This window comes from Pseudomonas sp. B21-021, from assembly GCF_024749205.1.
GTDB classification, from domain to species: Bacteria; Pseudomonadota; Gammaproteobacteria; order Pseudomonadales; family Pseudomonadaceae; genus Aquipseudomonas; species Aquipseudomonas paraglycinae.
This window is the reverse complement of the sequence record NZ_CP087192.1, coordinates 6,221,767-6,246,896: the sequence shown is the minus strand read 5'-3', so window position 1 is coordinate 6,246,896 and position 25,130 is coordinate 6,221,767. Positions and strand designations below refer to the sequence as shown.

The 25,130-nt window shown below is 60.5% G+C and carries 30 protein-coding genes; 15 read left to right on the top strand and 15 right to left on the bottom strand.

Translation table 11 applies throughout. From position 1 onward, the window contains the following. Nucleotides 1-2: 2 nt before the first annotated feature. Entirely contained in the window at nucleotides 3-1,250 is a 1,248-nt protein-coding gene (gene lysA / locus LOY31_RS28255; RefSeq protein WP_258712602.1) for a diaminopimelate decarboxylase, read from the bottom strand. Nucleotides 1,251-1,259: 9 nt separating this feature from the next. Next, on the bottom strand, nucleotides 1,260-1,433 hold the full coding sequence (lptM, locus tag LOY31_RS28250; RefSeq protein ID WP_007951888.1) for an LPS translocon maturation chaperone LptM: 174 nt from the start codon (nucleotides 1,431-1,433) through the stop codon (nucleotides 1,260-1,262). Between the two features lie 239 nt (nucleotides 1,434-1,672). Between lptM and cyaY the strand changes: the two genes are divergently transcribed. From cyaY to rnk, 3 genes are all read left to right on the top strand, one after another. After that, the gene (gene cyaY, locus LOY31_RS28245; RefSeq protein WP_007951887.1) at nucleotides 1,673-2,005 is read left to right on the top strand and encodes an iron donor protein CyaY; all 333 of its coding nucleotides are present in this window, start codon (nucleotides 1,673-1,675) and stop codon (nucleotides 2,003-2,005) included. Between the two features lie 4 nt (nucleotides 2,006-2,009). After that, on the top strand, nucleotides 2,010-2,234 hold the full coding sequence (locus tag LOY31_RS28240; RefSeq protein WP_045121669.1) for a DUF1289 domain-containing protein: 225 nt from the start codon (nucleotides 2,010-2,012) through the stop codon (nucleotides 2,232-2,234). Between the two features lie 128 nt (nucleotides 2,235-2,362). Then, nucleotides 2,363-2,773, top strand: coding sequence for a nucleoside diphosphate kinase regulator (gene rnk / locus LOY31_RS28235; RefSeq protein WP_007951886.1), 411 nt, complete (start codon nucleotides 2,363-2,365; stop codon nucleotides 2,771-2,773). Nucleotides 2,774-2,779: 6 nt separating this feature from the next. On the opposite strand, the gene LOY31_RS28230 is transcribed toward rnk, so the two are convergent. The 3 genes from LOY31_RS28230 to LOY31_RS28220 form a co-directional block, all read right to left on the bottom strand. Beyond that, nucleotides 2,780-5,623 (bottom strand): class I adenylate cyclase, encoded by a 2,844-nt coding sequence (locus LOY31_RS28230; protein WP_085606071.1) that lies wholly within the window; start codon nucleotides 5,621-5,623, stop codon nucleotides 2,780-2,782. A 194-nt stretch (nucleotides 5,624-5,817) separates the two neighbouring features. After that, nucleotides 5,818-6,063 (bottom strand): TIGR02647 family protein, encoded by a 246-nt coding sequence (locus tag LOY31_RS28225; RefSeq protein ID WP_007951883.1) that lies wholly within the window; start codon nucleotides 6,061-6,063, stop codon nucleotides 5,818-5,820. Nucleotides 6,064-6,255: 192 nt separating this feature from the next. Then, on the bottom strand, nucleotides 6,256-6,540 hold the full coding sequence (locus LOY31_RS28220) for a hypothetical protein (protein ID WP_007951881.1): 285 nt from the start codon (nucleotides 6,538-6,540) through the stop codon (nucleotides 6,256-6,258). 123 nt (nucleotides 6,541-6,663) lie between these two features. Between LOY31_RS28220 and LOY31_RS28215 the strand changes: the two genes are divergently transcribed. Continuing rightward, nucleotides 6,664-7,323, top strand: a complete 660-nt coding sequence (locus LOY31_RS28215; RefSeq protein ID WP_258712601.1) for a glutathione S-transferase family protein — start codon at nucleotides 6,664-6,666, stop codon at nucleotides 7,321-7,323. A 43-nt stretch (nucleotides 7,324-7,366) separates the two neighbouring features. Here LOY31_RS28215 and LOY31_RS28210 read toward each other — a convergent pair whose 3' ends face one another. The 5 genes from LOY31_RS28210 to argH form a co-directional block, all read right to left on the bottom strand. Further along, nucleotides 7,367-7,603, bottom strand: coding sequence for a hypothetical protein (locus tag LOY31_RS28210; protein WP_258712600.1), 237 nt, complete (start codon nucleotides 7,601-7,603; stop codon nucleotides 7,367-7,369). Further along, a complete protein-coding gene (locus tag LOY31_RS28205) occupies nucleotides 7,590-7,997 on the bottom strand; it encodes a hypothetical protein (protein ID WP_221534493.1) in 408 nt (135 codons plus the stop codon). Before LOY31_RS28205 ends, LOY31_RS28210 begins: the two co-directional genes overlap by 14 nt. Before the next feature lie 10 nt (nucleotides 7,998-8,007). Continuing rightward, nucleotides 8,008-8,355 (bottom strand): hypothetical protein, encoded by a 348-nt coding sequence (locus tag LOY31_RS28200; protein ID WP_221534495.1) that lies wholly within the window; start codon nucleotides 8,353-8,355, stop codon nucleotides 8,008-8,010. Between the two features lie 104 nt (nucleotides 8,356-8,459). Then, a complete protein-coding gene (locus LOY31_RS28195) occupies nucleotides 8,460-8,768 on the bottom strand; it encodes a hypothetical protein (protein WP_258712599.1) in 309 nt (102 codons plus the stop codon). A gap of 345 nt (nucleotides 8,769-9,113) precedes the next feature. Beyond that, complete coding sequence (gene argH, locus LOY31_RS28190) at nucleotides 9,114-10,508, bottom strand: argininosuccinate lyase (protein WP_258712598.1); 1,395 nt, start codon at nucleotides 10,506-10,508, stop codon at nucleotides 9,114-9,116. Between the two features lie 474 nt (nucleotides 10,509-10,982). Between argH and LOY31_RS28180 the strand changes: the two genes are divergently transcribed. The 7 genes from LOY31_RS28180 (at nucleotide 10,983) to LOY31_RS28150 (ending at nucleotide 17,383) form a co-directional block, all read left to right on the top strand. After that, the gene (locus LOY31_RS28180; RefSeq protein WP_007951875.1) at nucleotides 10,983-11,729 is read left to right on the top strand and encodes a LytTR family DNA-binding domain-containing protein; all 747 of its coding nucleotides are present in this window, start codon (nucleotides 10,983-10,985) and stop codon (nucleotides 11,727-11,729) included. Nucleotides 11,730-11,867: 138 nt separating this feature from the next. Then, complete coding sequence (hemC, locus tag LOY31_RS28175; protein WP_007951874.1) at nucleotides 11,868-12,809, top strand: hydroxymethylbilane synthase; 942 nt, start codon at nucleotides 11,868-11,870, stop codon at nucleotides 12,807-12,809. Continuing rightward, nucleotides 12,806-13,573 carry a uroporphyrinogen-III synthase gene (locus tag LOY31_RS28170; protein WP_258712597.1) on the top strand — a complete coding sequence of 256 codons (768 nt, stop codon included), beginning with the start codon at nucleotides 12,806-12,808 and terminating at the stop codon, nucleotides 13,571-13,573. The genes hemC and LOY31_RS28170 overlap by 4 nt, the downstream gene beginning before the upstream one ends. 16 nt (nucleotides 13,574-13,589) lie before the next feature. Next, nucleotides 13,590-14,732 carry a uroporphyrinogen-III C-methyltransferase gene (locus tag LOY31_RS28165; RefSeq protein ID WP_007951869.1) on the top strand — a complete coding sequence of 381 codons (1,143 nt, stop codon included), beginning with the start codon at nucleotides 13,590-13,592 and terminating at the stop codon, nucleotides 14,730-14,732. Continuing rightward, nucleotides 14,729-15,967, top strand: a complete 1,239-nt coding sequence (locus LOY31_RS28160; RefSeq protein WP_258712596.1) for a heme biosynthesis protein HemY — start codon at nucleotides 14,729-14,731, stop codon at nucleotides 15,965-15,967. Before LOY31_RS28165 ends, LOY31_RS28160 begins: the two co-directional genes overlap by 4 nt. A gap of 220 nt (nucleotides 15,968-16,187) precedes the next feature. Then, nucleotides 16,188-16,739 (top strand): disulfide bond formation protein B, encoded by a 552-nt coding sequence (locus tag LOY31_RS28155; protein WP_258712595.1) that lies wholly within the window; start codon nucleotides 16,188-16,190, stop codon nucleotides 16,737-16,739. A 185-nt stretch (nucleotides 16,740-16,924) separates the two neighbouring features. After that, the gene (locus tag LOY31_RS28150) at nucleotides 16,925-17,383 is read left to right on the top strand and encodes an Rsd/AlgQ family anti-sigma factor (protein WP_007951863.1); all 459 of its coding nucleotides are present in this window, start codon (nucleotides 16,925-16,927) and stop codon (nucleotides 17,381-17,383) included. Nucleotides 17,384-17,443: 60 nt separating this feature from the next. Here the strand turns inward: LOY31_RS28150 and LOY31_RS28145 are convergent, their stop codons facing one another. Then, on the bottom strand, nucleotides 17,444-18,109 hold the full coding sequence (locus LOY31_RS28145; RefSeq protein ID WP_007951860.1) for an FKBP-type peptidyl-prolyl cis-trans isomerase: 666 nt from the start codon (nucleotides 18,107-18,109) through the stop codon (nucleotides 17,444-17,446). 192 nt (nucleotides 18,110-18,301) lie between these two features. On the opposite strand from LOY31_RS28145, the gene LOY31_RS28140 reads away from it, so the two are divergent. Continuing rightward, complete coding sequence (locus tag LOY31_RS28140; protein WP_258712594.1) at nucleotides 18,302-19,507, top strand: AlgP family protein; 1,206 nt, start codon at nucleotides 18,302-18,304, stop codon at nucleotides 19,505-19,507. Here the strand turns inward: LOY31_RS28140 and LOY31_RS28135 are convergent. Then, nucleotides 19,504-19,965, bottom strand: a complete 462-nt coding sequence (locus LOY31_RS28135; RefSeq protein WP_007951857.1) for a TIGR02444 family protein — start codon at nucleotides 19,963-19,965, stop codon at nucleotides 19,504-19,506. The two genes, LOY31_RS28140 and LOY31_RS28135, sit on opposite strands and share 4 nt — an antisense overlap. Nucleotides 19,966-20,015: 50 nt before the next feature. Here LOY31_RS28135 and LOY31_RS28130 point away from each other — a divergent pair, with 50 nt between their 5' ends. From LOY31_RS28130 to LOY31_RS28120, 3 genes are all read left to right on the top strand, one after another. Then, nucleotides 20,016-21,926, top strand: coding sequence for an ATP-binding cassette domain-containing protein (locus tag LOY31_RS28130; RefSeq protein ID WP_258712593.1), 1,911 nt, complete (start codon nucleotides 20,016-20,018; stop codon nucleotides 21,924-21,926). Beyond that, nucleotides 21,926-22,507, top strand: coding sequence for a mechanosensitive ion channel family protein (locus LOY31_RS28125; RefSeq protein ID WP_007951853.1), 582 nt, complete (start codon nucleotides 21,926-21,928; stop codon nucleotides 22,505-22,507). Before LOY31_RS28130 ends, LOY31_RS28125 begins: the two co-directional genes overlap by 1 nt. Nucleotides 22,508-22,622: 115 nt before the next feature. Then, complete coding sequence (locus LOY31_RS28120) at nucleotides 22,623-23,255, top strand: LysE family transporter (protein ID WP_007951851.1); 633 nt, start codon at nucleotides 22,623-22,625, stop codon at nucleotides 23,253-23,255. A gap of 124 nt (nucleotides 23,256-23,379) precedes the next feature. Here the strand turns inward: LOY31_RS28120 and LOY31_RS28115 are convergent, their stop codons facing one another. From LOY31_RS28115 to LOY31_RS28105, 3 genes are read right to left on the bottom strand one after another with little or no spacing between them, the layout of a single operon-like run. Next, on the bottom strand, nucleotides 23,380-24,123 hold the full coding sequence (locus LOY31_RS28115) for a penicillin-binding protein activator LpoB (protein ID WP_258712592.1): 744 nt from the start codon (nucleotides 24,121-24,123) through the stop codon (nucleotides 23,380-23,382). A 3-nt stretch (nucleotides 24,124-24,126) separates the two neighbouring features. Further along, nucleotides 24,127-24,714, bottom strand: coding sequence for a penicillin-binding protein activator LpoB (gene lpoB / locus LOY31_RS28110; protein WP_007951848.1), 588 nt, complete (start codon nucleotides 24,712-24,714; stop codon nucleotides 24,127-24,129). A gap of 36 nt (nucleotides 24,715-24,750) precedes the next feature. Continuing rightward, nucleotides 24,751-25,125 (bottom strand): YcfL family protein, encoded by a 375-nt coding sequence (locus LOY31_RS28105; RefSeq protein ID WP_258712591.1) that lies wholly within the window; start codon nucleotides 25,123-25,125, stop codon nucleotides 24,751-24,753. Nucleotides 25,126-25,130: the final 5 nt, after the last annotated feature.

Sequence of the window (25,130 nt, the reverse complement as noted above, 5' to 3'; positions counted from 1 at the left end):
GGTTACTCCGGCAGCAGGCTTTCGCCGGCAAACAGCTCGGCCACGGTTTCGCGGCGACGCACTTCAAATGCCTGATCGCCATCCACCAGCACTTCGGCGGCACGGCCGCGAGTGTTGTAGTTGGAGCTCATCACGAAACCGTAGGCACCGGCCGAATGCACGGCCAGCAGGTCGCCTTCTTCCAGCGCCAGCTCGCGTTCCTTGGCGAGGAAATCGCCGGTTTCGCAGATCGGGCCGACGACGTCGTAGGTACGCGCAGCGGTCTCGCGTGGCTTGACCGGAGTCACGTCCATCCAGGCCTGGTACAGCGCCGGGCGGATCAGGTCGTTCATCGCCGCGTCGACGATGGCGAAGTCTTTGTGCTCGGTGTGCTTGAGGTACTCGACCTGAGTCAGCAGCACGCCGGCGTTGGCTACGATGAAGCGGCCCGGCTCGAACACCAGCGCCAGATCACGACCGTCGAGACGCTCGCGCACAGCCTTGATGTAATCGGCGGCCAACGGCGGCTCTTCGTCGCGATAACGCACACCCAGGCCGCCACCGAGATCGATGTGGCGCAGGTGGATGCCGCAATCGCCGAGACGATCGACCAGATCCAGCAGACGGTCGAGGGCATCGAGGAACGGCGGCAGAGTGGTCAGTTGCGAACCGATGTGGCAGTCGACGCCGACCACTTCCAGGTTCGGTAGGTGCGCGGCACGCACGTACACGTCTTCGGCGTCGGCGATGGCGATGCCGAACTTGTTCTCTTTGAGACCGGTGGAAATGTACGGGTGGGTGCCGGCATCGACGTCCGGGTTCACGCGCAGCGAGATCGGCGCACGAACGCCCAGCTCGGCGGCGACCACTTGCAGGCGTTCGAGCTCGTCGGTGGATTCGACGTTGAAGCAATGCACGCCGACTTCCAGCGCACGGCGCATGTCGTCACGGGTCTTGCCGACGCCGGAGAACACGATCTTGTCCGGGCTGCCGCCAGCGGCCAGTACGCGTTCCAGCTCGCCACGGGAGACGATGTCGAAACCGGCGCCGATACGGGCCAGGACATTCAGGACGCCGAGGTTGGAGTTGGCCTTGACCGCGAAGCAGACCAGGTGCGGCATGCCGGCCAGCGCATCGGCGTAGGCCAGGTACTGGGCCTCGATGTGCGCGCGGGAGTAGACGTAGGTGGGAGTGCCGAAGCGATCGGCGATGGCGGACAGCGCCACACCTTCCGCGAACAGTTCCCCGCCACGGTAGTTAAAAGCGTCCATGGCGATCCCTTAGTAAACGTCGTGCTTGTGTGCCTTGGAGACAGGCTGCTTTTGCGAAGACTGGGCTTGCTCGGCCGGGTCCTGATCTTCATCGGGCAGGTACAGCGGGCCTTTTTGACCACAAGCCGAAACAAGGCAGGCAACCGCGACGAGCGCAGCAAGGGAAGAGATCAGGCGCTTCATGGCGAAATCCTTGAAAATGCGTTAATTGCGCCGGAGTATACCGGCCACCCGGCAGCTTGCCTATGCGACGGAACTCCCGTCCGGCGGGGCTCGGGCTGCGGCGCGGAAACTTTTCCCGCGTGGCGGGTGGATATTTCGTCGCCGGGCAGGGCGCTTGGTCGTTATCCTTTGCAATCGGCTGGCAGCGTCCGTATCTTGCGGCGCTTGAGCCTGATCAGACATTTTTTGAGGTTGCCGCAATGAGTTTGTCCGAAGCCCGTTTCCACGATCTGGTCGATGAAACCCAGGAAAAACTGGAAGACATCTTCGACGACAGCGACCTGGACATCGACATGGAGAACTCGGCCGGTGTGCTGACCGTCAAGTTCGAGAACGGCACCCAGCTGATCTTCAGTCGTCAGGAACCGTTGCGTCAGCTGTGGCTGGCCGCGGTGTCCGGCGGTTTCCACTTCGACTACGACGAAGAAAGCGAACGCTGGATGTGCGACAAGAGCGAAGAACAGCTGGGCGAAATGCTCGAGCGCATCGTCAAGCAACAGGCCGGCACCGAATTCGATTTCGAAGGCCTGTGATTTCGTGACTGATACTGCACCCGTCCGTCCGCCGAAGCCGCTCTACAGCAACGTCAGCCCGGCCGTGCCTTCGCCGTGCACCGGCGTGTGCCGGCTGGATGAACAGAAGGTCTGCCTCGGTTGCATGCGCCATGTCGAAGACATCCGCGAGTGGCGTTCGGCCGATGACGAGCGCCGCCGGGTGATTTGTGCGCAGGCCGCTCAGCGCCGGCAGCTCGCCGGAGCGTAGCTTGTATATTTTTTGAGCTGTGATAGTGTCCGGAAACGCCTCAACCCATCGAGGCCTGGTGAAAACCCCGTCTTTTTTGGCGGGGTTTTGCTTTTTTTGTGTGCAGAAGAAAGGAGTCTGCCCGGATCATGACCGCACCTTCCATCACCCTTACCCGTCTGGACGTGCAACGTCTGGAGCGCCTGATCGACAGCCTGGATGACACGCTGCCGGGCGTGATCGCGCTGCAAACCGAACTGGACCGCGCCGATACCCTGGTCGGTCACGATGAAGTGCCTGCCGATGTCGTGACGATGAATTCCCGTGTGCACTGCCGCGAAGAAAGCAGTGGCAAGGACTACCACCTGACCCTGGTCTATCCGAAGCACGCCAACGCCGACGAAGGCAAAGTCTCGATCCTCGCTCCGGTCGGCAGTGCGTTGCTGGGCCTGAAGGTTGGTCAGCACATCGACTGGCCGGCTCCGGGTGGCAAGACCCTGAAACTGACTTTGCTCGAAGTCGAATCGCAGCCGGCCAACGGCGGTGATTTCCCGGAGTAACCCGCCTCAGACCTGCTCGAGCGCCTCGTTCAGAGAGCGTTCCAGGTCGGCCTTGTAACGCAGATACAGATTGCTCGAACTCTGCCCGTCACCGATCACACCCGACAGGTCCAGGTCGGTGATGTAGCAGCGGTAGCGCTCGCTTTCCCGGCGCTGCCCGACAATCTCCCGGGCGACCACGCTGAACAGCTGGTCGCCATGTTCCAGCTCGCTGAATTCCCGTTGATTGCAATACAGCGTGACTTGCACCTCGCCGGGTGCGGCTTTGCCGACGATCGCCTGCACGTCGTAGAACGGTTTGTTGACCGGCGTCTGCGGCGCCGGGCGCATTTCGACCCGTCGCGCGCGTCCCGGCCCTGACGGCAATAACTGGTAATACAAGATTTCAAGGCTGGCGGCATGGCCCGCATCCATCGGCAGCAGCGCTTCGCGGCGGAACTGGATCGATTGCAGGAACCGCTGCAGCGGCACCAACAGGCTTTGCTCGTCGTGATAGGGCAAGTGCTGTTGCCACAACGCATTGAACTCGTCGAGCACGTACAGCTCGGCGGTTTGTTCGGTGATCCGGTAGAACACCTGAATGCATTCGGGCTGGCCCATCGGCAGGATCAGTGCCAGGTCGTGGTCTTCCAGTGCCATCGGGTCCAGGTGCAGCGGGCTGTAGCGCGGCTGTTCCTCACCCAGGTAATCGAGCAGCGCCGGCAGGGTGGCGAGGGCGACATGGCTGACCTGGCCCGGCACCAGCTCCAGCACGTGGTAATGCTGCTGCACCTGAATCAGGTAGCGGTGATTGAGATCGCTGAGCAGCAGGGTCTGCGCGGTATCGACAATTTCCTCCACCCGGCGGGCGATGAACTGCGCGCGGTTGTGACAGAAACAGCGCACTCGCAGCGATGGTTGTTGCGGTCCGCGCGGCAGGTTGTTGAGGTAGTCGCGCAGACAATCCATCAGGGCATGCGGACCGTCGAAGCGGTTGACCAGTACCTCGTTCCAGCTATTGAGCGTGACCTGATCCAAGGTCAGCACCAGGTTTTCGCGTACGCCGGCGTAGCTCAGAGAGTCCGTGCGTTCGGTGGTCATCAGAATGTTCAGGTCGCGGTGATGCTTGAGCGGGTCGACCCCGACATTTACCAGCATCAGCACTTCGCTCGGCACGGCGGCGCGCAGCAGCGGTTCTTCGGCAACGGTCGACAAGGGCAGGGCGATGCTTTGTTGCAGGCTGCCGAGCAGGTTGAACAGCTCAAACTCGCTCATATCGCTGGTGCCGGGGTGCAGGGCCAGTCGGGTGCTGCTGTCGATCACACCGTTGCGATGGCACCAGGTCAGCAGTTCCAGCAACTCGCGGCTGCGCTTGATCGGCGCGAAGTGTTCCCACTCCAGCGCCGTCAGGCTGCCGTTGTACAGGCCCCACTGGGTTTGGCCCGGTTCCTTTTTGTTCGGCGATTGCACCAGGGTCAGGGTGTCTTCGGCCAGGTCCGGGGCAATGCCGGGATTGATGAACTCGACCTTGTCGGCCTTGCGTTCGAACGCTGCATACAGCCGCCGGCCGAGAACGTTGAGGTCGCGCTTGTTGATCAGGCTGACAGTCTGCTCGGTGCGGGCGAACTGGGTCAGGAAGCGGTAGCTGTAATTCAGTTCGTTGACCAGCGCCCGGCGTTCGGCGCTGACCTGGCGGACTTTCCACTGGCTGCGGCTGTCGAGCAGCGCCAGTTGCCGCTGGTCCCAGTGCCATTCGCTGGCCAGCCTTTCCAGCAGTGAACGCTGCCAGCTCTGGGTGCGAGTGTTGCCGGTGAGCTTGCGGTTGACCTTGAGGTACAGCGCCCGTCGCACCAGCTCCAGGCGCTCCGGTTCGTTGCGCGCAGTGAGGTATTCCTCGATCCGGCGGTAAACCACCATGTACGGATCCAGCTCGTCGAGATCCAGCCGGTTGGCGAATACGGCCTGCTTGAAGCGCAGACTCAAGCACTGCACCTGCGGATGTTCGCTGGCGTAGACCTCGGTCAGCAGCAGCTTGAGCACCGATTTGTAAGGTGACTCGATACCCTTGAACAGTTGCCACAGCCCGGCGCCGACGAACTCGCCCGGCGGAATGTGCGCCATCGGCCCCAGGTCGAGGGTTTCATCGTTGCGGATGAAACGCTTGGAAATCAGGGTGTGGGTGTACGCGTCATAGGCGCGCTCTTCATAGACCGGCACCAGCCACCAGATCGGCGTGCGCCCGGCGAGCCAGATCGCGGTGCGGTAGAACTCGTCCAGCAGCAGATAGTGCTGGGTAGTGCCGCAATCTTCGGAGCTGAGCTGGGTGTCGCGTTCGCCTTTGACGAAGCGCACCGGGTCGATCAGGAAGAAGTGCGCCTCGGCCCCCTGGCTGGCCGCCCAGGCTTCGAGCAACTGGCATTTCTTGCGCAGCTCGGCCAGCTCACTATCGCTCAGGTCGGGGGCGTGACAGACCCACACATCCATGTCGCTCTGGTCCGCCTGGGCGAGTGTGCCGAGGCTGCCCATCAGGAACAGACCGTGAATCGGCCGTGGCGGGTTGCTGCCGTGACGCGGTTTGTAGGAGAACGAGCGGGTCAGGCGCTGGGCTTCGGCGAGCGCCTCGGCGTCCGGTTCGTAATTCGACAGCCCGGCCGGCGTGCTGCCCGAGACATAGCCTGGCAACAGCGGATGATTGACGTGAAAAAACAGCGGCAGCAGCGTCAGCACACTTTGCTGGCGCGTCGACAGGCCTTCCAGCGCCCGGTTCAGGCGGCCTTCATTGAGTTTGAGAAAACGTGCACGTAGCTGGCTGAGTACCTTGCGGTCGATGCCTTCGTCCAGGTCGGGGCGGATTTCATGGGTGCGGGTCATGTCGGCTCAAACCGGCGCGCAGGGCTCGGAGGCAAAGGGTCTCGGGTGTCCGGGAGTTTAGCGCCTGAACGACAGGAGTTTTAAGCTGAATTTGTTTTTTGACGTCAGATTTCTATCGCGCGGCGATGGGTGACGTTCATGGCTGGCCCGCGGAAATCCCGTGGCAGGGGTTTCCGTGGGCAAAGTCGGGAGGATCAGGCGGTTTGCTGCTCTTTGAGAATCGTCAGTACGGTTTGCACGTTCTGTGCGGCATCGCGACCGAGGCTGGTCAGGTAACCGCCATCAGGCTGGTCTGTCAGTTCTTTTTCGAACAGGCGTTGTGCGGCGGCAATGTGCTTCGGGGCAGCGGTCTGATGAATTTTCAGACCTTCCTGGGAACTGTCCAGGTTGAAGAGTGCGAGGACTTCCAGTTCGGCAACCAACTCAGGGGTAAGCGACATAAGGACTCCAGACTTTCTAGGAATTGGACGACAGCGCCCCTAAGGTGAACCTGCCGGCGCGGCCTGTCCAGTGCGCGTGTCAGGGTTTTTGTCCCGGGGTGGATTCCAGTGTAGTCAGGGGGCGGCAGAAGGCCGCGCAGATGGGTGACAAATTGTGTGGGAGCAGGCGTGCTCCCACAGGGCGGGGCCGTTTTACTGCTTTTCCGGTGGCAGTTCCGGCAGTGCGCGCAGCGCGGTTTCGTACCACTCGGTATCGAACGCGCGGTCTTCGTCGAGCATCGCGTCGATTTCACAGGCCAGCACGTGGGCCATCAGATTCAGGATGTCGTCACGCTCGTAACCGACCAGCGTCAGCTTGTTGAAGGTTGCCTTGGCCGCTGGCGGGTTGTCGCTTTCGATCTGGTTCTCGATCGCTTCGATCAGCGTCGATTCGGTGAACTCTTCTTCATCATTGTCGATGTCAGTCGGCTCGCTCATGGCAGGCTCCTCAAGGAAAGGCGCCAGTTTACCCGCATTCAGCGGCTTGATGCTGCTGGCGGGATTTCCCGGAGCGATCTATAAACAGGCACTGCCCACCCCGCACGGCCTGGAGGCTATGTGATGTTCAAGCTCTATGGATTCTCCGTCAGCAACTACTACAACATGGTCAAACTGGCGCTGCTGGAAAAAGGCCTGCCGTTCGAGGAGGTCACGTTCTACCCGACAGCAACGCCTGAGTCTCTGGCCATCAGCCCGCGCGGCAAGGTGCCGGTGCTGGGGGCCGAAGGTGGTTACATCAACGAAACGATGGTGATGCTCGAATACCTCGAAAGCAGTCAAAAGGGGGTCCCGCTGTTGCCGACCGAGCCGTTTGCCCGTGCTCAGGTGCTGGCAGTGGCCAAGGAAATCGAGCTGTATATCGAGCTGCCGGCACGAGCCTGTTACGGCGAAGCGTTTTTCGGTACGGCGCTGCCGGAGGCGATCAAGGAGAAAACCAAGGCTGAATTACTGCTGGGCTTTGCGGCGCTGGGACGTCACGGCAAGTTCGCCCCTTATGTGGCGGGCGACAGCTTGAGCATTGCGGATTTGTACTTCCTCTACAGCGTGCCGCTGGCGGCTGCGGTGGGGCACAAGCTGTTCGGTCTGGATCTGTTGGCGGAGATGCCGAAGGCCAAGGCGCTGCTGGAGCGGCTTGAGCAGAATCCGCACGTGCAGAAGATTGCGGCGGACAAGGATGCGGCGATGCCGGCGTTTTTGGAGATGATCGCCCGGAAAAAATAAGTTAACCGCCTATCGCTACTGAAAGTGGTAGGCGGCCAACCATTTATTTTTTGTTCGCTTTGTCTTGTGTGGGAGCGTTTTTGAGATTTTCTCGTTTTGTTGCAATTTCAATTGAATGGTTTTCAATTTTTTTAAGGTTTTTCCGGTATTGGTTTATGACTTCGGGATTGCCTTCACGAAGATGGGTTCCTGCAATCCGGGAATAAGTTTTATTGGTTGCCGATGCGCCACGCAAGTAGTGCTCCAGAGCTTCTAACAAACCTTCATCAATTTCGTCCATTTTGTCTAACCTCATTGAGTTTGTTTATGATGATTCCAGCGCTTTCTGCAGGGTTCAAATGAACGTTTAGAGGATATATCTTCCAGGCTTTGCATGGTTCCTCTGTGGCTGTTATGTCTAAGTTGAAACCGATTTTTTCATCGATGAACAACAGGGTTGTCTTTTTGTTCAGGGTGCTCTGAAGTTCCTTTGTGGAGATTCGGTACTTTATATGTCTTGATTTAAGAACGCCTTTCAAAGTTTTCATAAAGATCATTTTCTGATCAAGGATGACAAGGTTTTCGGCAAAATCTCTATCAAGTATTGATAGTGCTATCTCAATATCATTGCCCGGCTCTATGTTTTTCCTTTTTAGCGACTCTCTTCGTTTCGTAAAATCTATAATGTTACTCATGGGTGACCTGCTATGCTCTTTTTTGCATGTCAGATATAAAGGCGTCAACCGGTAGTGTCGTATCTTGAGATCTGGATTTGTGTTGTTTTTCAATTTGCCTTAATTGGTCGCGTAATATTTTTTTTATTTCTGACTCGGCAAATCTGTTTAGTAAGTCTCTGATCATCGGTTGATAGCCAACATCATAATAGGAGGCAATGGATTTAAGATTTTTTAAAAGATCTTTCTGTAGTCGTATAGAAATTGCTTGTAATCCAAGAGATTCATCAATCTCCAAGTTTAAATTTACAGCTCCAACGTGCTCTTCGGAAGCGCCAAGTTCGCGATTATCCCAAAGTTCTACGTTATCTTTTTTCATTTCTGCCACCATATTATATCTTCTGATATAAGGGTCTCCGCGCTCATCGCGAAGGGGTTAAGGTAATAGGTCTGAACTCGGCTATTACCTTTAAAATTTCCTGTTTATTTTTTTCCGTGTTTTTCGTAAATATTTATTTCTTTTTCATTGGGGTCAAAAGCGCTTTTTATTTCCACCGTATGCTGATTTCCTGCATGCGGAGGGACAAAACAAACCTTCAATGCCCGCCCCTTGTTGGTTTCAGCGATAAACCAAAGGGTAGCAGGATCAGTCTTGTGCATTTCCCGGGTGTCATACAAAAAAATATGCTCTGGAAGCCTATTCTTGAAGCACTCGGAAACTTCCGAGATGGCCACACTGTGTTTTTCTTTCAGCTTTTGGATCACTTTTTCAGAACACTTTATCTCTGCCACGTTCCACCAGCCGCTGATCAGAAAATTGTATATACAGTATGGTCGCCTTTTATGAGGCGGTCAATTGAATGTAAGTTATTGAAAATAAAGGAATATTTTATTTTCTACTGATCGTTGTGGATTTTTGTATATACAAATTTCTACCGATTGGCGCAAAAGACCCTCTGCAGTGGTTTGGAGGCTCATCGTCTTCGCTGAAGCAGAGCGATAGGTACTGACGTAGAAGATCCGGTTCAAGGTTTGATCTGAAAATGTGTGCGTTCAAATAAAAAACCCTGCCGAAGCAGGGTTTGGGGAAGCAATTCTTCCTTTGGGCCGGAACTGCGTTGAGTCGCGGGCTTATTACTAGCGGCTGGCGATCAACGCCTGACCGCGAACCACGGCAGCCTTGACCTGCGCCGACGCAGTGCCGCCGATGTGGTCACGGGCATTTACTGAGCCTTCCAGGGTCAGCACGGCAAACACGTCCTGCTCGATCTGGTCGCTGAACTGACGCAGCTCTTCCAGGCTCATTTCCGCCAGATCCTTGCCGCTGTCCACGCCGTACTTCACCGCGTGACCGACGATCTCGTGGCAATCACGGAACGGCAGGCCACGGCGTACCAGGTAGTCGGCCAGGTCAGTGGCGGTCGAGAAACCGCGCAGCGCCGCTTCACGCATGATCGCGTGCTTTGGCTTGATCGCCGGGATCATGTCGGCAAAGGCGCGCAGCGAGTCGCGCAGGGTGTCGGCGGCGTCGAACAGCGGTTCCTTGTCTTCCTGGTTGTCCTTGTTGTAGGCCAGCGGCTGGCCTTTCATCAGGGTCAGCAGGCCCATCAGGGCGCCGAACACGCGGCCGGTCTTGCCACGCACCAGCTCCGGCACGTCCGGGTTTTTCTTTTGCGGCATGATCGAGCTGCCAGTGCAGAAGCGGTCCGGCAGATCAATGAACTGGAACTGCGCGCTGGTCCACAGCACCAGCTCTTCGGAGAAGCGCGACAGGTGCATCATCGCGATGCTCGCGGCCGAGCAGAATTCGATGGCGAAGTCGCGGTCGGACACGTTGTCCAGCGAGTTGCCGCCGACGGCGTCGAAGCCCAGCAGTTGCGCGGTGTATTCGCGGTCGATCGGGTAAGTGGTGCCGGCCAGTGCGGCGCTGCCCAGCGGCATGCGGTTGGTGCGCTTGCGGCAGTCGACCAGACGCTCGTAGTCGCGGCTGAGCATTTCGAACCAGGCCAGCATGTGATGTCCGAAGGTCACCGGCTGAGCGGTCTGCAGGTGGGTGAAGCCCGGCATGATGCTCGCGGCTTCACGCTCGGCCTGCTCCAGCAGGCCTTTTTGCAGGCGGGTGATTTCGCTCAGGATCAGGTCGATCTCGTCACGCAGCCAAAGGCGAATGTCGGTGGCGACCTGGTCGTTGCGGCTGCGGCCGGTGTGCAGCTTCTTGCCGGTGACGCCGATGCGGTCGGTCAGGCGTGCTTCGATGTTCATGTGCACGTCTTCGAGGTCGACGCGCCAGTCGAACTGGCCGGCCTCGATTTCGCCCTGGATGGTCTTCAGGCCATCGATGATGCTGTCGCGCTCGGCATCCGTCAGCACGCCGACCTTGGCCAGCATGGTGGCGTGGGCGATCGAGCCCATGATGTCGTGGCGATACAGGCGCTGGTCGAAAGTGACGGAGGCGGTGAAGCGGGCGACGAAGGCGTCGACGGGTTCACTGAAGCGGCCGCCCCAGGACTGATTGGTCTTGTCAGTGCTCATGAATTCGCTCGTATCGGCTTGAAGAAAGAAGGCGTGAAACGCTGGCGCGGATAATAACAGGGTTGCCAATCCTGTCGCTGACACTGGTCGATACGTTTTTTTCTCATGGCCTGATCCATAGTCGCCGGTGTCGCCGGGGGATTTGCGCAAGGATATTTTTCGATTGAGCAATATCGGCCCGACGAGCGTCTACAGTAGGACATAGGGGTCGACGTGGCGGCGGATCGCGCAAAGGTCCGGCCACCGACTATAAGAAGAGAGAGGGGTGGGTGTATTGGCCATTGGCATACCCTGCGTAAAACGCAGTCGGCGACGGGCGTCAGGCGGTACGTTGCAGGTGTCGGCAAATATTGCCGGCCGACGTACGGCACTTTTTGGCGCTCGCGCTAGTCTTAGCGTGGATCGCGGTGACGGACGTCACTCCACTTGTCTACGCTATCCTTGTGCGAGACTCACGCAGGAATCCAGCGCAATATGAATGTCCTGATCGTTGATGACGAACCACTGGCCCGCGAGCGACTCAGCCGAATGGTGAGCGAGCTCGAGGGCTACACAGTCCTGGAGCCCAGCGCCACCAATGGCGAAGAGGCGTTGGCGCTGATCGACAGCCACAAGCCGGATATCGTACTGCTCGATATCCGCATGCCGGGCCTCGATGGCCTGCAGGTGGCTGCCCGTCTGTGCGAACGCGAAACCCCGCCAGCCGTGGTGTTTTGCGCAGGTCCCGATGAATTTGCCGTGGAAGCCCTGCAGGCCAGCGCCGTGGGCTATGTGGTGAAACCCGTGCGAACCGAACATCTGCATGACGCCCTGAAACGGGCTGAACGTCCCAACCGGGCCCAGCTCTCGGCCCTGACCCGTCCTGCCGCCGAAAGCGGTAACGGCCCGCGCAGCCACATCAGCGCCCGGACCCGCAAAGGCATCGAACTGATCCCGCTGGATCAGGTGGTGTATTTCATTGCCGACCACAAATACGTGACCTTGCGCCACGAGGGTGGCGAAGTCCTTCTGGATGAGCCGCTCAAGGCGCTGGAAGACGAATTCGGCGAGCGCTTCGTGCGGATCCACCGCAACGCGCTGGTCGCCCGCGACCGCATCGAGCGTCTGCAACGTACACCGCTGGGCCACTTCCAGTTGTTCCTCAAAGGCCTCAACGGTGACGCGCTGATCGTCAGCCGCCGGCATGTGGCGGGCGTGCGCAAAATGATGCAGGGGCTTTAGTCCGCAGGCTCCGGGCGGTTCTTCGTTCTTTTCACCAGGCATAGCAGGCCAGGGAGGCCACGCCGTTTCTGATTCAGGTCAAAGTGGATTTGGCTGAGCTGTTATTATCCGCCGTATCTATTCAGTACGGATTGATCCATGTCCTCTCGCGAAATCCGCATCGCCACCCGCAAAAGTGCTCTGGCCCTCTGGCAGGCCGAATACGTCAAAGCCCGTCTGGAAGCAGCCCACCCGGGCCTGCTGGTGACGCTGGTGCCCATGGTCAGTCGCGGCGACAAGCTGCTTGATTCGCCCCTGTCGAAAATCGGCGGCAAGGGCCTGTTCGTCAAGGAACTGGAAACCGCGCTGCTGGAAAACGAAGCCGACATCGCCGTGCATTCGATGAAAGATGTGCCGATGGATTTCCCTGAAGGCCTCGGTCTGTTCTGCATCTGCGAGCGCGAAGATCCGCGTGACGCATTCGTCTCCAATACGTATTCCAGCCTCGATGCGTTGCCAGCCGGCAGCATCGTCGGTACCTCCAGCCTGCGTCGCCAGGCACAGTTGCTGACGCGCCGTCCGGATCTCGAGATCCGTTTCCTGCGCGGTAATGTCAACACCCGTCTGGCCAAGCTCGACGCCGGCGAGTACGACGCGATCATCCTCGCGGCAGCCGGCCTGATCCGCCTCGGCTTCGAAGACCGCATCACCTCGGCCATCAGCGTCGACGACAGCCTGCCGGCCGGTGGCCAGGGCGCCGTCGGTATCGAATGCCGCAGCGCCGACACGGAAATCCATGCCTTGCTCGCGCCCCTGCATCACGCCGACACCGCTGACCGTGTCACCGCCGAGCGTGCCCTGAACAAACATCTGAATGGCGGCTGCCAGGTGCCGATCGCCTGCTACGCCGTGCTCGAAGGCGATCAGTTGTGGCTGCGCGGTCTGGTGGGCGAACCGAGTGGCGGCAAGCTGCTCAGCGCGCAAGCCCGTGCGCCGCGTGCGGCAGCCGAGACGCTGGGCGTGCAGGTGGCCGAAGACCTGCTGAGCCAGGGCGCCGACGATATTCTCAAGGCAGTCTACGGCGAGGCAGGTCACGAGTGACCGCCTGGCGCCTGCTGCTGACGCGCCCGGCGGAGGACTGTTCGGCGCTCGCCGCCGTGCTGGCCGAACAAGGGTTTTTCAGCAGCTGTCTGCCGCTTTTGGAAATCGCGCCCCTGCCGGTCTCTGACACAATGCGCCGCACGATCACGCAACTGCCGCGTTACAGCGCGGTGATCGTGGTCAGCAAACCGGCGGCGCGGATCGCGGTGGATCTGCTCGACTCTTTGGGTCTGGCGACTCCGACGATGCCGTGGTTCAGCGTGGGTGCAGCGACCGCCACTATCCTTCGGGATCGGGGGCTGGATGTGAGCTTCCCGGACGCGGGCGACGACAGCGAAGCCTTGCTGCAATTGCCGCGTCTGCTGGCGGTGGTGGCCGTGCCCGGCTCGCAGGTGTTGATCCTGCGCGGGGAGGGCGGACGCGAGCTGCTGGCCGAGCGCCTGCGCGCGCTTGGTGCTAGTGTCGAATACTTGGAGTTGTACCGTCGCGACCTGCCGGACTATCCGCCGCAGGAGCTGCCCCGCAGGATTGCAGCGGAACGCCTGAACGGGCTGGTGGTCAGCAGTGGACAGGGTTTCGAGCACCTGCGCCAACTGGCCGGCGACAGCTGGCCTGCACTTGCGCAGTTGCCGTTGTTTGTTCCAAGCCCAAGGGTTGCCGAGCAGGCCAGTGCCGCCGGGGCCCGAACAGTTGTGGATTGTCGCGGCGCCAGTGCCGCGGCCTTGCTGACGGCGTTACGGGAGCATCCCGTGCCCGTTCTCTAATGCAAAGGATGGATACGTGAGCGAAACAGCCTTGCCTAAAGATGACGTTCAACCTGTGATCGATGCACCGGTTGATGCACCGCCACCGGCCGCGGAACCGCGCCGAGGCAACGGATTGGCCATTCTCGCGCTGCTGCTCGGCGCCGCCGGTGTTGCGGTGGGTGGCTGGGGTGTGTGGCAGGTACGACACCTGCAGACCAGCACTCAGAATCAGTTGAGTCAGGTTCAGGCGTTGAGTGATCAGGCTCAGACTCTGAAGCTCAACGAGCAACGACTGACCGAACGCCTCGGGCAATTACCCGGCGCCGATGAACTTGCCGATCGCCAGCGTCTGGTGTCGCAACTTCAGGGCGATCAGCAACGCCTCAATCAACGTCTGGAAACCGTCCTTGGCGCCAGCCGCAAGGACTGGCGTCTGGCCGAGGCCGAGCACTTGCTGCGTCTGGCCAGCCTGCGTCTTTCCGCCCTGCAGGACATCAGCAGCGCCCAGGCGCTGGTCCAGGGTGCCGACGAAATCCTGCGCGAGCAGAATGATCCCGGCTCGTTCGCCGCCCGCGAGCAAGTGGCGAAAACCCTGGTAGCGCTGCGCAGTACCGCGCAGCCGGACCGCACCGGGCTGTTCCTGCGACTGGGCGCCTTGCGTGATCAGGTCGTCGGTCTCACCGAGCTGGCGCCGGAGTACAAGGATCGCGGTGATTCGCTGCTGGGCCTGACCTCCGATGGCGACGGCGCCAGTCGCTGGGCGCAGTGGTGGGATCAGATCTCGCGCTACATTCGCATCGATTTCAACGCTGACAAAAACGTCCGGCCGCTACTTGCCGGCCAGAGCCTGAGCCAAGTGCGTCTGGCCCTGAGCCTTGCGCTCGAACAGGCGCAATGGGCCGCGCTCAACGGTCAGGCGCCGGTGTACACCCAGGCCTTGGCGGAGGCGCGTGACGTACTTACAGGCAACTTCAATCCGGACAACCCGCAGAGCAAAATCATGCTCGAGCAGGTCGCGGAATTGAGCAAGCAACCGGTTACCGTCAATACGCCGGATCTCGCCGGGACGTTGAGCGCGGTGCAGGCTTATCTGGAGCGCCGCAACGTCAACGCCGAAGACTCGGTGAAACCCTTCGCCAAACCGGCCGCCAGCACCGCGCAGGAGGCGACACCATGAAGCGCCTGTATGTGATCGTGTTTCTGGTGATCGCGGCAACGGCGGCGCTGGGCCTGGCGATTGCCGAGCATTCCGGTTACGTGCTGGTCGCCTACAAAAGCTTTCGTTATGAATCGAGCCTGTGGGCGACCCTGGCGGTGGTGGCGGTGCTGTGGCTGCTGGTCTGGGGCATCAAGGCGCTGGTCGAGCTGGTACTGACCTCCGGCGGCGTGGTCAATCCCTGGTCGCGTCGTAACCGCAGCCGCCGTGTGCAGGTTGCAATCGAGCATGGTCAGCTCGACCTGGCCGAAGGCCGCTGGGCCAGCGCCCAGCGTCATCTTTACCGGGCCGCCGAAGCCGAGCGTCAACCGTTGCTGTATTACCTGGGCGCCGCCCGCGCCGCCAACGAACAAGGTCATTACGAGGAAAGCGATCGCCTGCTTGAGCGCGCCCTCGAGCGTCAGCCTCAGGCCGAGCTGGCGATCGCCCTCAGCCATGCGCAGTTGCAGACCGATCGTGGCGACACCGATGGCGCGTTGGTCACCTTGCAGGCGATGCACGAGCGCCATCCGCACAACGTCCAGACATTGCGCCAGTTGCAGCGCCTGCATCAGCAGCGCGGTGACTGGTCGTCCGTGATCCGGCTGTTGCCGGAGCTGCGCAAGGACAAAGTTCTGCCACCGTCCGAACTGATCGAACTCGAGCGTCGTGCCTGGGGGGAAAACCTGTCCCTCGCGGCCCAGCGTGAAGAGGATGGCGCAGTCGGTTTGCAGTCGCTCAACCGCGCCTGGCAGCAACTGACGTCTGCCCAGCGCCAGGAGCCTGCGCTGGTGCTGGCCTACGCCGAGCAGCTGCGCCAGCTGGGCGCCCAGGTCGAGGCGGAAGAGCTGTTGCGCACGGCGCTCAAGCGCAAGTACGACAGCCACCTGGCGCGCCTTTACGGTCTGGTGCGCGGCAGCGATCCGGCGCGTCAGTTGCAGACGGCCGAAGGTTGGCTCAAGGATCATCCGGGCGATGCCAGCCTGCTGCTGACGCTGGGACGTTTGTGCCTGCAAGCCAGTCTGTGGGGCAAGGCGCGGGATTATCTGGAAAGCAGCCTGAGAGTGCAGCGCAATCCGGAAGCGTGCGCCGAGTTGGCGCGCCTGCTGGCTCAGTTGGGTGACACCGAGCGCAGCAATCTGCTGTTCCAGGAAGGTCTCGGCATGCTGGATGAACGACTGCTGGCTTCGCCATTGCCCGTAGCCGTTCGGGCGTGATCAGGAAGGGGGAGCATGCTCCTCCTTTTCTTTCCCGGTGACTGAATAGTTACCGGCAAATCCCCTCCCGAGCAAAGTCCTACAGAGGGTTACACCGAATCCTTCGGTGCCTGTCGGGATTTCCCTACACTTCTGCTGAAGTGTCGCCAGTGACCTGCCTTGAAAGCCCGAGGCCCTTTCCTCTACCGTAACTGCCTGTCTTTATTGTTACGGATAAGCCATGTCGTTGGCCTGCTCACGCTCCCTGTTCTTTATGGCTTTCACTGCGGGGATTCTGGCCCTGGGAGCTTCTTATTACCTCGAATACGCGGTCGGTCTGGTGCCTTGCAGTCTGTGTCTGGTCCAGCGTCTGTTCATGAGCGTGCTCACCGCTTTTTGTGGTGTGGCGGCGGTTCATGGGCCGCAACGTGTCGGTCTGTCGCTGTATTGGACGATGGCGTTGCTGACCAGCCTTGGCGGAATGACGGCGGCGTGGCGGCAAGTGCTGCTGCAAAGTGATTCTCTGCAAAGGCTGGCGCATTGCGGGCCCGGGCCGGAAGAAATATTCAGCAGCCTGCCGTGGTTATGCGCACTGATGCGTATGTTCAATGACACGGCCGATTGCGCGGAATTGTCCTGGACGCTGTTCGACCTGAGCATTCCGGAGTGGAGTCTGCTGTTTTTCGTGGGGATGTCGATCCTGGCTGTTTACCAGTTGCTGCGGCAGGTCTGGATGGCTTTGCAGCAACCGCTCAGCGGCCAACCGTCGCACCCGGTGCTGGTCAGGGATTAAACACTTGTATGAACTTTCTCTCCTGCGTACCTTGAAGCCATAGGCGTGCGGGCATAATCTGGCCCGCACGTGTCATTGGAATTGTGTTGCTCGATGACGCTCTGCCTGGCCGCCTCTCAAAGCAATATTCACAAGAAGGGGCGCGGGTGTAGAGCAGCATGACCCACAAGGGAAGAGAGATCGCCATGCTCGAAAGTTGTCAGAATGCTCAGGAACGTTGGGGTGGAGTTCATCTGCTGATCGACCGCTGGCTGCAGGAGCGTGAGGAATTGATCGCTGCCTATGACAAGCTGGGCGCCAAACCTCAGGCGCTGTCCGAGGATCGAAAGCCCTTGCAGGAATTCTGCGGCGTGCTGGTCGATTACGTCTCGGCCGGGCACTTCGAGATCTACGAACAGCTGACGGGCGAGGCCAAGGCCTTCAACGACAAGCGTGGCCTGGAACTGGCCGAGACGATCTATCCGCGGATCGATGTCATCACTGAAAAGCTGCTTGCGTTCAACGACCTTTGCGATGAAGGCAAATGCGTTGCGGAGAAATTCAAGGAGCTGGGCGGCCTGCTCCACGAGCGCTTCGAACTGGAAGACTGCTTGATCGAAGTGCTGCACACCGCACACAAGGAAGAGGATTCGGTTCAGGCCTGAATCGAACCTCGCAAGAACCAGAAACGGTGCGCCCCAGGCGCACCGTTTTTTATTGGGCGATCAACTGGTCGCGCCGCGCAATTCCACTTCAAACACCAGCGGTGTGAATGGCGCGATCAAGTCGCCGGCACCGTCGGCGCCGTACGCTTGATCCGATGGAATCACCAGACGCCACTTCGCGCCCACCGGCATGTTCTGCAACGCGGTGCGCCAACCGGCGATCACGCTGTCGAGATTGAACCACTGCGGCTGGCTGTTCTGATCGAACACGGTGCCATCCGGCAGTCGGCCGATATACAGCACCTGCACTTTTCCATCCGGGCCGGCCTTCGTGCCGTTTCCCGGCGCAAGCTCGGTCAGCAGGATGCCGTCGGCCAACTCCTTCACACCCGGTTTGGCTTTTTCGGCGGTGAGAAAACGTCGCTCGTTTTCCATCGCCGCTTCAGTCGAAGGCATCGCCGCCTGCTCGGCTGTCTGCGATTCGTGATCGGCGAGGATCTGCTCGATGCGTGCTTCGCTCAGTGCCAGCGGCTTGCCTTGATAGGCCTGTTGCAGACCTTCGATCAACGCCTGGATCTGGAGCTGCGGCACTTCCTGACGCAGCCGTTCACCGAGGCTGGCGCCGAGGCTGTAAGCCAGATCATGGGCATCGTTCGCGGTGGTTTTTTCGTCGGCCTGAGCCACGGAAAAAATCATGCAGAGGGATAAAAAAAGGTAGCGCGACATGGGCACTCTCCGTCCTGAATTGCGGTGGATTATGCCAGCGCGAACGTCTGCAACGGTGAACTGCTTTTGCCAATGCGCAGAAGTTTTTCGCAAGCCTGCAACCGAGTGCTTTCGATACTGTCAACATGCCCTAGCGGCGGTAGCAGCAGAGGTCTAGTATGAGCCGCACTCACGTCAGCCAGGAGGTAAACCATGTCGGCCACCAAGAAGCCTGTAAACACTCCGTTGCATTTACTCCAACAACTCTCGGGCAGCCTGCTCGAGCATCTGGAAAACGCTTGCTCCCAAGCCTTGGCTGATGCTGAAAAACTGCTCGCCAAACTGGAAAAGCAACGCGGCAAGGCGCAAGAAAAACTGCACAAATCCCGCACCAAATTGCAGGACGCAGCAGCAGCCGGTAAAGCCAAGGCGCAGACCAAGGCCAAGGCTGCCGTGAAGGAACTCGAAGACCTGCTCGATGCGCTGAAGGATCGTCAGTCCGATACCCGCAGCTACATTCTGCAACTCAAGCGCGATGCCCAGGAAAGCCTGAAACTGGCCCAGGGTGTCGGTCGTGTTCAAGAGGCTGTCGGCAAGGCGTTGTCCCTGCGTTCGGCTAAACCTGCAGCGGCGCCTGCGAAAAAAGCGGCCGCCAAACCTGCTGCAAAAGCACCGGCCAAATCGCCTGCTAAAGCGCCAGTGAAAGCCGCTGCTAAACCAGCCGCGAAGAAACCCGCAGCCGCCAGCGCTGCCAAACCTGCGGCTAAAACCACAGCGGCCAAACCAGCTGCCGCCAAGCCGGCTGCTGCAAAACCAGCCGCCAAACCTGCGGCGAAAACCGCTGCTGCGAAAGCGGCTCCGGCGAGAACTGCCGCTGCAAAACCAGCTGCCAAGCCAGCCACCAAAGTGGCCGCTAAACCGGCAGCAAAACCAGCCGTTAAAGCCGCTGCTAAACCAGCTGCCAAAACTGCCGCTGCCAAGCCTGCGGCGAAAACCGCTGCCAAACCGGTTGCTGCCAAACCTGCAGCCAAAGCGGCGGCGAAACCAGCGGCCAAGCCTGCGGTAAAAGCTGCGGCCAAGCCTGCTGCAAAACCAGCGGCCAAACCGGCCGCCGCGAAGCCTGCAACGACCGCCGCCAAGCCAGCGGCCGCTGCCAAACCGGCCGCCAAGCCAGCAGCGAAACCTGCTGCAAAACCAGCAGTGAAAAAACCTGCCGCTGCCAAGCCGGCTGCCGCCAAGCCAGCAGCAAAACCAGCTGCAGCAAAACCGGCCACTGCGCCTGCTGCCAAACCTGCAGCGCCGGCAACTCCGGCTCCGACCGCAGCACCGGCATCCGCCGCCACTACCTCGACCACCACAACCACGCCATCCCCGGCGCCGGTGTCGAGCGTCGCCAGCAACCCGTCCAGCGCTTCCTAAGCGCCGGTCGCCGCGACGCGCAGCACTTGCAGCGCGTCGCGGTTCAGGTTGGCCGCAGGGCCGGCCAGCACTTCCAGCCAGTCACTCGACTCCTTCGAATTACGTTTCCAGCCTTGCGCGGCGCCTTCCAGTCGTGACAGCAGCGCACGCTCCGCCTCCAGCTCCAATCCCTTGATCTGCTCGCGCATCCCCTTGAGTACCGGATCGGTGTCGGCCAGGGTTTTCCACTGCATGCGCAATGCGCGTAACGGCTGCACCACTTCCCGGTCCCAGGGCTCTGTCAGTTCCAGAAGCTGTCGCGCACGCGCCTCTTCACAGGTCGCATCGCGTTGTTCCAGCCATAAACCGCACAGCATCAGGCACACGTTGGCCCCCGCCGATTGCAGGCGCAGGCAGGCATCCTCCACGCCGGGACGGGCGTAGACGGCAAGGGCAAAGCTCCACAGGTCAGAGGACATCGTGCTACTCGCGCCAGTTGCGGGGGAAGCTGGTAGACTCCGCCGCCATTATGATCCGACTTCAGAACCTGACTTTACAGCGTGGCCCGCAACGTCTGCTAGAAGACGCCGAGCTGACCCTGCACGCCGGCCACAAAGCCGGCCTCATCGGTGCCAACGGCGCCGGCAAATCCAGCCTGTTCGCCTTGCTCCGCGGTGAGCTGCACCCGGACTCGGGCGACTGCCTGCTGCCGGCCGACTGGCGTATCGCCCACATGCGCCAGGAGGTCGACACGCTTGAGCGTCTGGCGGTCGACTATGTGCTCGACGGTGACCTGCGCCTGCGCGAAGTGCAGCGTGAGCTCGCGGCAGCCGAAGAGGCCCATGACGGCACCGCGCTGGCCCGCCTGCACGCCGAACTCGACAGTGCCGACGGCTACACCGCCGATGCGCGGGCGCGCAAGTTGCTGGCCGGCCTCGGTTTCACCAACGAGCAGATGGATCGTCAGGTAGGAGATTTCTCCGGTGGCTGGCGGATGCGTCTGAACCTTGCGCAGGCTTTGATGTGCCCATCAGACCTGTTGCTGCTCGACGAACCGACCAACCACCTGGATCTCGACGCCATCATCTGGCTCGAAGAGTGGCTGAAAAGTTACCCCGGCACCTTGCTGCTGATTTCCCACGACCGGGACTTCCTCGATGAAGTGGTCGACCACGTGGCCCACGTCGATCAGCGCAAGCTGACGCTCTACCGGGGTGGCTACACCGCGTTCGAACGCGCCCGTGCCGAGCGTCTGGCCCAGCAGCAACAGGCCTACGAGAAGCAGCAGGCGCAGCGTGCGCACATGGAAAGCTACATCGCCCGGTTCAAGGCCCAGGCCACCAAGGCCCGTCAGGCCCAGAGCCGGATCAAGGCCCTCGAGCGCATGGAAGAACTGTCGGCGGCCCACGTCGATTCGCCGTTCGACTTCGTGTTCCGCGAGTCGACCAAGATCTCCAGTCCGCTGATCGACCTGTCCGACGCGCGCCTGGGTTATGGCGAGAAAACCGTGCTGGAGAAGGTCAAGCTGCAACTGACCCCCGGCGCGCGGATCGGCTTGCTCGGCCCGAATGGCGCGGGTAAATCGACCCTGATCAAAAACCTCGCCGGTGAGCTCGAACCGCTGGCCGGGCGCCTTACTCGCGGTGAGAACACCGTGGTCGGCTACTTCGCTCAACATCAGCTCGACTCGCTGGACTCCAAAGCCAGCCCGTTGCTGCACTTGCAGCGTCTGGCACCGACCGAGCGCGAGCAGACCCTGCGCGATTTCCTCGGCGGTTTCGACTTCCGTGGTGCGCGGATCGATGAGCCGGTGCTGAATTTCTCTGGCGGCGAAAAGGCCCGTCTGGCTTTGGCGCTGATCGCCTGGGAACGGCCGAACCTGCTGCTGCTCGACGAACCGACCAACCACCTCGATCTGGAAATGCGCCTGGCGCTGACCATGGCATTGCAGGAATTCAGCGGTGCGGTACTGGTGGTTTCCCACGATCGGCATTTGCTCAAGAGCACCACCGACAACTTCTTCCTGGTCGCAGACGGCAAGGTCGAGGAGTTCGATGGCGACCTCGAAGACTACGCCCGTTGGCTGGTCGAGTACCGTCAGCGCAACGCCCCGGCCAGCAACACGCCGGTCAACCCGGACAAAACCGACAAGAAGGCCCAGCGTCAGGCTGCCGCTGCGTTGCGTCAGCAACTGGCGCCGCACAAGCGCGAGGCTGACAAGCTCGAAGCCGAGCTCGGCAAGCTGCACGAAAAGCTGGCGAAGGTCGATGCCAGCCTTGGCGACAGCGACATCTACGAGCCGGCACGCAAGAACGAACTGCGTGACCTGCTGGCGGAACAGGCCAAGCTGAAAGTCCGCGAAGGCGAACTTGAAGAAGCGTGGATGGAAGCTCTGGAAACGCTGGAAAGCATGCAGGCGGAGCTGGAGGCGTTGTCCTGATGGACGCCTTCAAACTCCCATTGCCAGCGATGTGGGTCGAGCCGATCTGGCTCGGCGTGCAGATTCTGCTGATCCTGCTGGCCGGCTACTTCGCCCAGCGCGTCGTCGCCCGATTCCTGACCCGCCTGGGCGAGAAGTATCCGTTTCCGCCGCAGCTGCTGATGCCGCTGCGCGGCGGTCTGCGCTGGTTGATCATGGGCAGTGCGCTGATCTTCGTGCTGGAGCGCCTCGGGGTCTCGGCCACGGTGCTCTGGACTGCGTTGTCGGGCTTCGTCGCGGTGGCGGCGGTGGCGTTCTTCGCCATGTGGAGCGTGCTGTCGAACCTGCTCTGCGCGATTCTGATCTTCACCGTCGGCCCGTTCCGCCTTGGCGACGTGGTCGAACTGGTCGACACCACCGACAAGCCGGGCGTCAAAGGCCGGGTGGTGGCGATCAATCTGCTCTACACCACGTTGATCGAGGCCGAAGAACTCGGCACCGGCAGCGCCATGGTGCAAGTGCCCAACAGCCTGTTCTTCCAGCGCTCGGTGCGACGCTGGCGCGGCACGGATATCTTCCCTTCCAGCGGTTTCGAAAAGTGATCGGACGCCGGCCACGTTGGTCGGCGGTCGCAACATCCTGCAAAAAATCGGTAGTCATCCAGCCAAATCCGCATTAGCTTTGAGGATTGTCACGAGTCCGAAGTCGAGGTGTGCGATGGAGCTTCAAACATGGCTGGCGTTTTTTGCCGCCTGCTGGGTGATCAGTCTTTCTCCGGGTGCCGGCGCGATTGCGTCGATGTCCAGCGGCCTGCAATACGGTTTCTGGCGCGGCTACTGGAACGCCCTGGGCCTGCAGATCGGCCTGGCTGTGCAGATTGCCATCGTCGGCGCCGGTGTCGGCGCGATCCTCACCGCTTCGGCCACCGCGTTCCATGCGATCAAATGGTTCGGTGTCGCCTACCTGGTTTATCTCGCGATCAAACAATGGCGCGCACTGCCGATGGACATGAGTGACGACGCGGCCGTTCGACCGATCGGCAAGCCGCTGGCCCTGGTGTTTCGTGGTTTTCTGGTGAACATCAGCAACCCCAAGGCGCTGGTGTTCATGCTGGCGGTGCTGCCGCAGTTCATCAATCCGCATGCGCCGCTGCTGATCCAGTACGTGGTGATCGGCGTGACCATGATCGCGGTCGACCTGATCGTCATGGCCGGCTACACCGGTCTGGCGTCGAAGGTGCTGCGCTTGTTGCGTACACCGACCCAGCAGAAACGCATGAACCGCACCTTTGCCGGGCTGTTCATTGGCGCTGCGGCGTTCATGGCGACGTTGCGCAAAGCGGCCGCATAAAGCGTACAGGCACAAAAAAGGCGACCTTCTCAGGTCGCCTTTTTTTTGTGTCTGGAACGCAGAGCGTCCCGGGCTGCATTCCCACGCGGACGGTTCGACGCCTCGACGTGGGAACGATCATCGGTCAGTGAAGAATCACTGGCGCTGTATCCCGCGGCAGATTGTTGCGCTGCTGCGGTTCGCGCGGCTGCTCGTAACCGCCACCGCCGAGCTGCATGCTCAGTTGTCCGGCCACGTCTTCGCCCAGTGCCTTCGAGACTTCACGCACCACCCGCGGGCGGTTGAGCGAGATCTTGATGTCGCGGTGGTTCACCAGTTTGGTGTCCTGCGCCTCACCCATCGCCGTGAAGGCCGAGGTGATTTCGTAGGTCTTGGTGTTGATCAGGCTGAAATCGGCCACCAGCGTCAGGCCCAGTACTGCCGAATAGCTGTCGGTGTGCGCCAGCTCGTTCATGTCCTGGGTGAAGTCGATGTCCGACACGGTGCCGAACAGCACGTAGTCGGCACCCTTGAAGTTGCCGGCCTTGATCCGCTTGATCACATCGTAGATGTCACCCTTGGACGACGCCGTGTACGGTGTGCCCTGAATCAACTGGAACATGCCGGTACGCAGGATTTCACCTTTGATGTCGCCGGTGAATTTACGCAGCTCGGCCTGCTCGATGTAGCTGGTGTTGGCTTCGAATTCGTCGTAGCTCGAAGAACCGCTGGAGCTGTAGTAGCCCTCGCGGTAGTTGTTCTTCGACGAAACGATGTGGATGTATTGCTCCACACGTTCCTGGTACGCCAGATCCGTCACCGCGACTTTCGGGGCCGCTTGCACGCTGAACGCGCAAGCCAGGGCCATCATGCCAATCCATGCGCGCATCGATTAACGCTCCGTGGTTTTGCGGATCTCTTTCTCGTCCATCCACTCGGCCAGACCGCTTTCAACGTCGATCAGTTGCAGGCTGAATTTGTAGAAGACGTCCTTGTAGTCGCTGCTGCGCTTGACGATCGAGCTGATCGAACCTTCAAGACGGTATTTGGCGGCGATCATGTTGCCAGTCTTGGCCACGGTGCTCTTCTTGTACAGGCCGCTCTGGTTTTGCAGCTTGAGCTGGTCGACCTGGCTCTGCATCGCGGTGTTGTCGCTGGCGAAACGGGCGGTGCCGGACTTCATCAGCTGGGTCTTGATGCTGGTGGTGATTTCGCGGGTGTCGATGTATTCGCTGGTCTTGTTCTTCACGTCGTAGACCTGCACCACAGGGCGACCCTGCAGGATGCCGGACTGGGCCAGGGAACGGGTCATCGACTCGGCGATCATCTGCAGGTCGGTCGAACCGAACTCGTTGGTCACGGTTTCAACGGCCTTGGTGTCGCCGTAGCTGATGTTCTTGCTGCCCAGGGTCGGCGAAGTGTTGGCGCAACCGGAGGCCAGCAGGGCGAGGACGGCGATGAAGGAAAAGCGTGCAAACATGGGAATGCTCTCTGAATCGGGAATAGGGTGTCGGGCTTAAGGCGTCTTGAGTTCCAGACGGAAATCCACGGCATTCGGCGTCGGGGCGATGCCCTGGATGAAGCTGGTCTGGGCGCCGTACATCATCTGGCTCTTCCAGACTTCTTCTTCGGCGACCGGGAAACCTTCCGGCCCGAGCCAGGCGAAGCGGTAGTAGAACGTCTTGTTGCTGTTGAGGGTGTTGCTCAACTGCACGTTGACGGTCATGAAGCCGTTTTCGCGGGCCACGCGCATCGCGCCGACCACGATGTGTTTCTGCGGGCCCATGGCCACGACCTTGCTCGCGGCACTGCCCGGCTCAGGTGGTGGCGGGGTGGCGCAGCCGCTCGCCAAAAGGGCGAGGGCGGCGACGGCGATGAGTTTGAAGCGCATGCAAA

Bases quoted from the DNA above. Each gene is read 5' to 3' on its own strand.
- LOY31_RS28220 (WP_007951881.1), bottom strand. From the start codon at position 6,540: ATGAGCGAGCCGACTGACATCGACAATGATGAAGAAGAGTTCACCGAA.
- LOY31_RS28145 (WP_007951860.1), bottom strand. From the start codon at position 18,109: ATGTCGCGCTACCTTTTTTTATCCCTCTGCATGATTTTTTCCGTGGCT.
- LOY31_RS28120 (WP_007951851.1), top strand. From the start codon at position 22,623: ATGGAGCTTCAAACATGGCTGGCGTTTTTTGCCGCCTGCTGGGTGATC.
- LOY31_RS28180 (WP_007951875.1), top strand. From the start codon at position 10,983: ATGAATGTCCTGATCGTTGATGACGAACCACTGGCCCGCGAGCGACTC.
- LOY31_RS28155 (WP_258712595.1), top strand. From the start codon at position 16,188: ATGTCGTTGGCCTGCTCACGCTCCCTGTTCTTTATGGCTTTCACTGCG.
- LOY31_RS28210 (WP_258712600.1), bottom strand. From the start codon at position 7,603: ATGGACGAAATTGATGAAGGTTTGTTAGAAGCTCTGGAGCACTACTTG.
- LOY31_RS28115 (WP_258712592.1), bottom strand. From the start codon at position 24,123: ATGCGCGCATGGATTGGCATGATGGCCCTGGCTTGCGCGTTCAGCGTG.
- LOY31_RS28150 (WP_007951863.1), top strand. From the start codon at position 16,925: ATGCTCGAAAGTTGTCAGAATGCTCAGGAACGTTGGGGTGGAGTTCAT.
- LOY31_RS28105 (WP_258712591.1), bottom strand. From the start codon at position 25,125: ATGCGCTTCAAACTCATCGCCGTCGCCGCCCTCGCCCTTTTGGCGAGC.
- argH (WP_258712598.1), bottom strand. From the start codon at position 10,508: ATGAGCACTGACAAGACCAATCAGTCCTGGGGCGGCCGCTTCAGTGAA.
- LOY31_RS28200 (WP_221534495.1), bottom strand. From the start codon at position 8,355: ATGAAAAAAGATAACGTAGAACTTTGGGATAATCGCGAACTTGGCGCT.
- LOY31_RS28160 (WP_258712596.1), top strand. From the start codon at position 14,729: ATGAAGCGCCTGTATGTGATCGTGTTTCTGGTGATCGCGGCAACGGCG.
- lysA (WP_258712602.1), bottom strand. From the start codon at position 1,250: ATGGACGCTTTTAACTACCGTGGCGGGGAACTGTTCGCGGAAGGTGTG.
- LOY31_RS28215 (WP_258712601.1), top strand. From the start codon at position 6,664: ATGTTCAAGCTCTATGGATTCTCCGTCAGCAACTACTACAACATGGTC.
- LOY31_RS28205 (WP_221534493.1), bottom strand. From the start codon at position 7,997: ATGAGTAACATTATAGATTTTACGAAACGAAGAGAGTCGCTAAAAAGG.
- hemC (WP_007951874.1), top strand. From the start codon at position 11,868: ATGTCCTCTCGCGAAATCCGCATCGCCACCCGCAAAAGTGCTCTGGCC.
- LOY31_RS28135 (WP_007951857.1), bottom strand. From the start codon at position 19,965: ATGTCCTCTGACCTGTGGAGCTTTGCCCTTGCCGTCTACGCCCGTCCC.
- LOY31_RS28225 (WP_007951883.1), bottom strand. From the start codon at position 6,063: ATGTCGCTTACCCCTGAGTTGGTTGCCGAACTGGAAGTCCTCGCACTC.
- lptM (WP_007951888.1), bottom strand. From the start codon at position 1,433: ATGAAGCGCCTGATCTCTTCCCTTGCTGCGCTCGTCGCGGTTGCCTGC.
- LOY31_RS28130 (WP_258712593.1), top strand. From the start codon at position 20,016: ATGATCCGACTTCAGAACCTGACTTTACAGCGTGGCCCGCAACGTCTG.
- lpoB (WP_007951848.1), bottom strand. From the start codon at position 24,714: ATGTTTGCACGCTTTTCCTTCATCGCCGTCCTCGCCCTGCTGGCCTCC.
- rnk (WP_007951886.1), top strand. From the start codon at position 2,363: ATGACCGCACCTTCCATCACCCTTACCCGTCTGGACGTGCAACGTCTG.
- LOY31_RS28230 (WP_085606071.1), bottom strand. From the start codon at position 5,623: ATGACCCGCACCCATGAAATCCGCCCCGACCTGGACGAAGGCATCGAC.
- LOY31_RS28140 (WP_258712594.1), top strand. From the start codon at position 18,302: ATGTCGGCCACCAAGAAGCCTGTAAACACTCCGTTGCATTTACTCCAA.
- LOY31_RS28125 (WP_007951853.1), top strand. From the start codon at position 21,926: ATGGACGCCTTCAAACTCCCATTGCCAGCGATGTGGGTCGAGCCGATC.
- cyaY (WP_007951887.1), top strand. From the start codon at position 1,673: ATGAGTTTGTCCGAAGCCCGTTTCCACGATCTGGTCGATGAAACCCAG.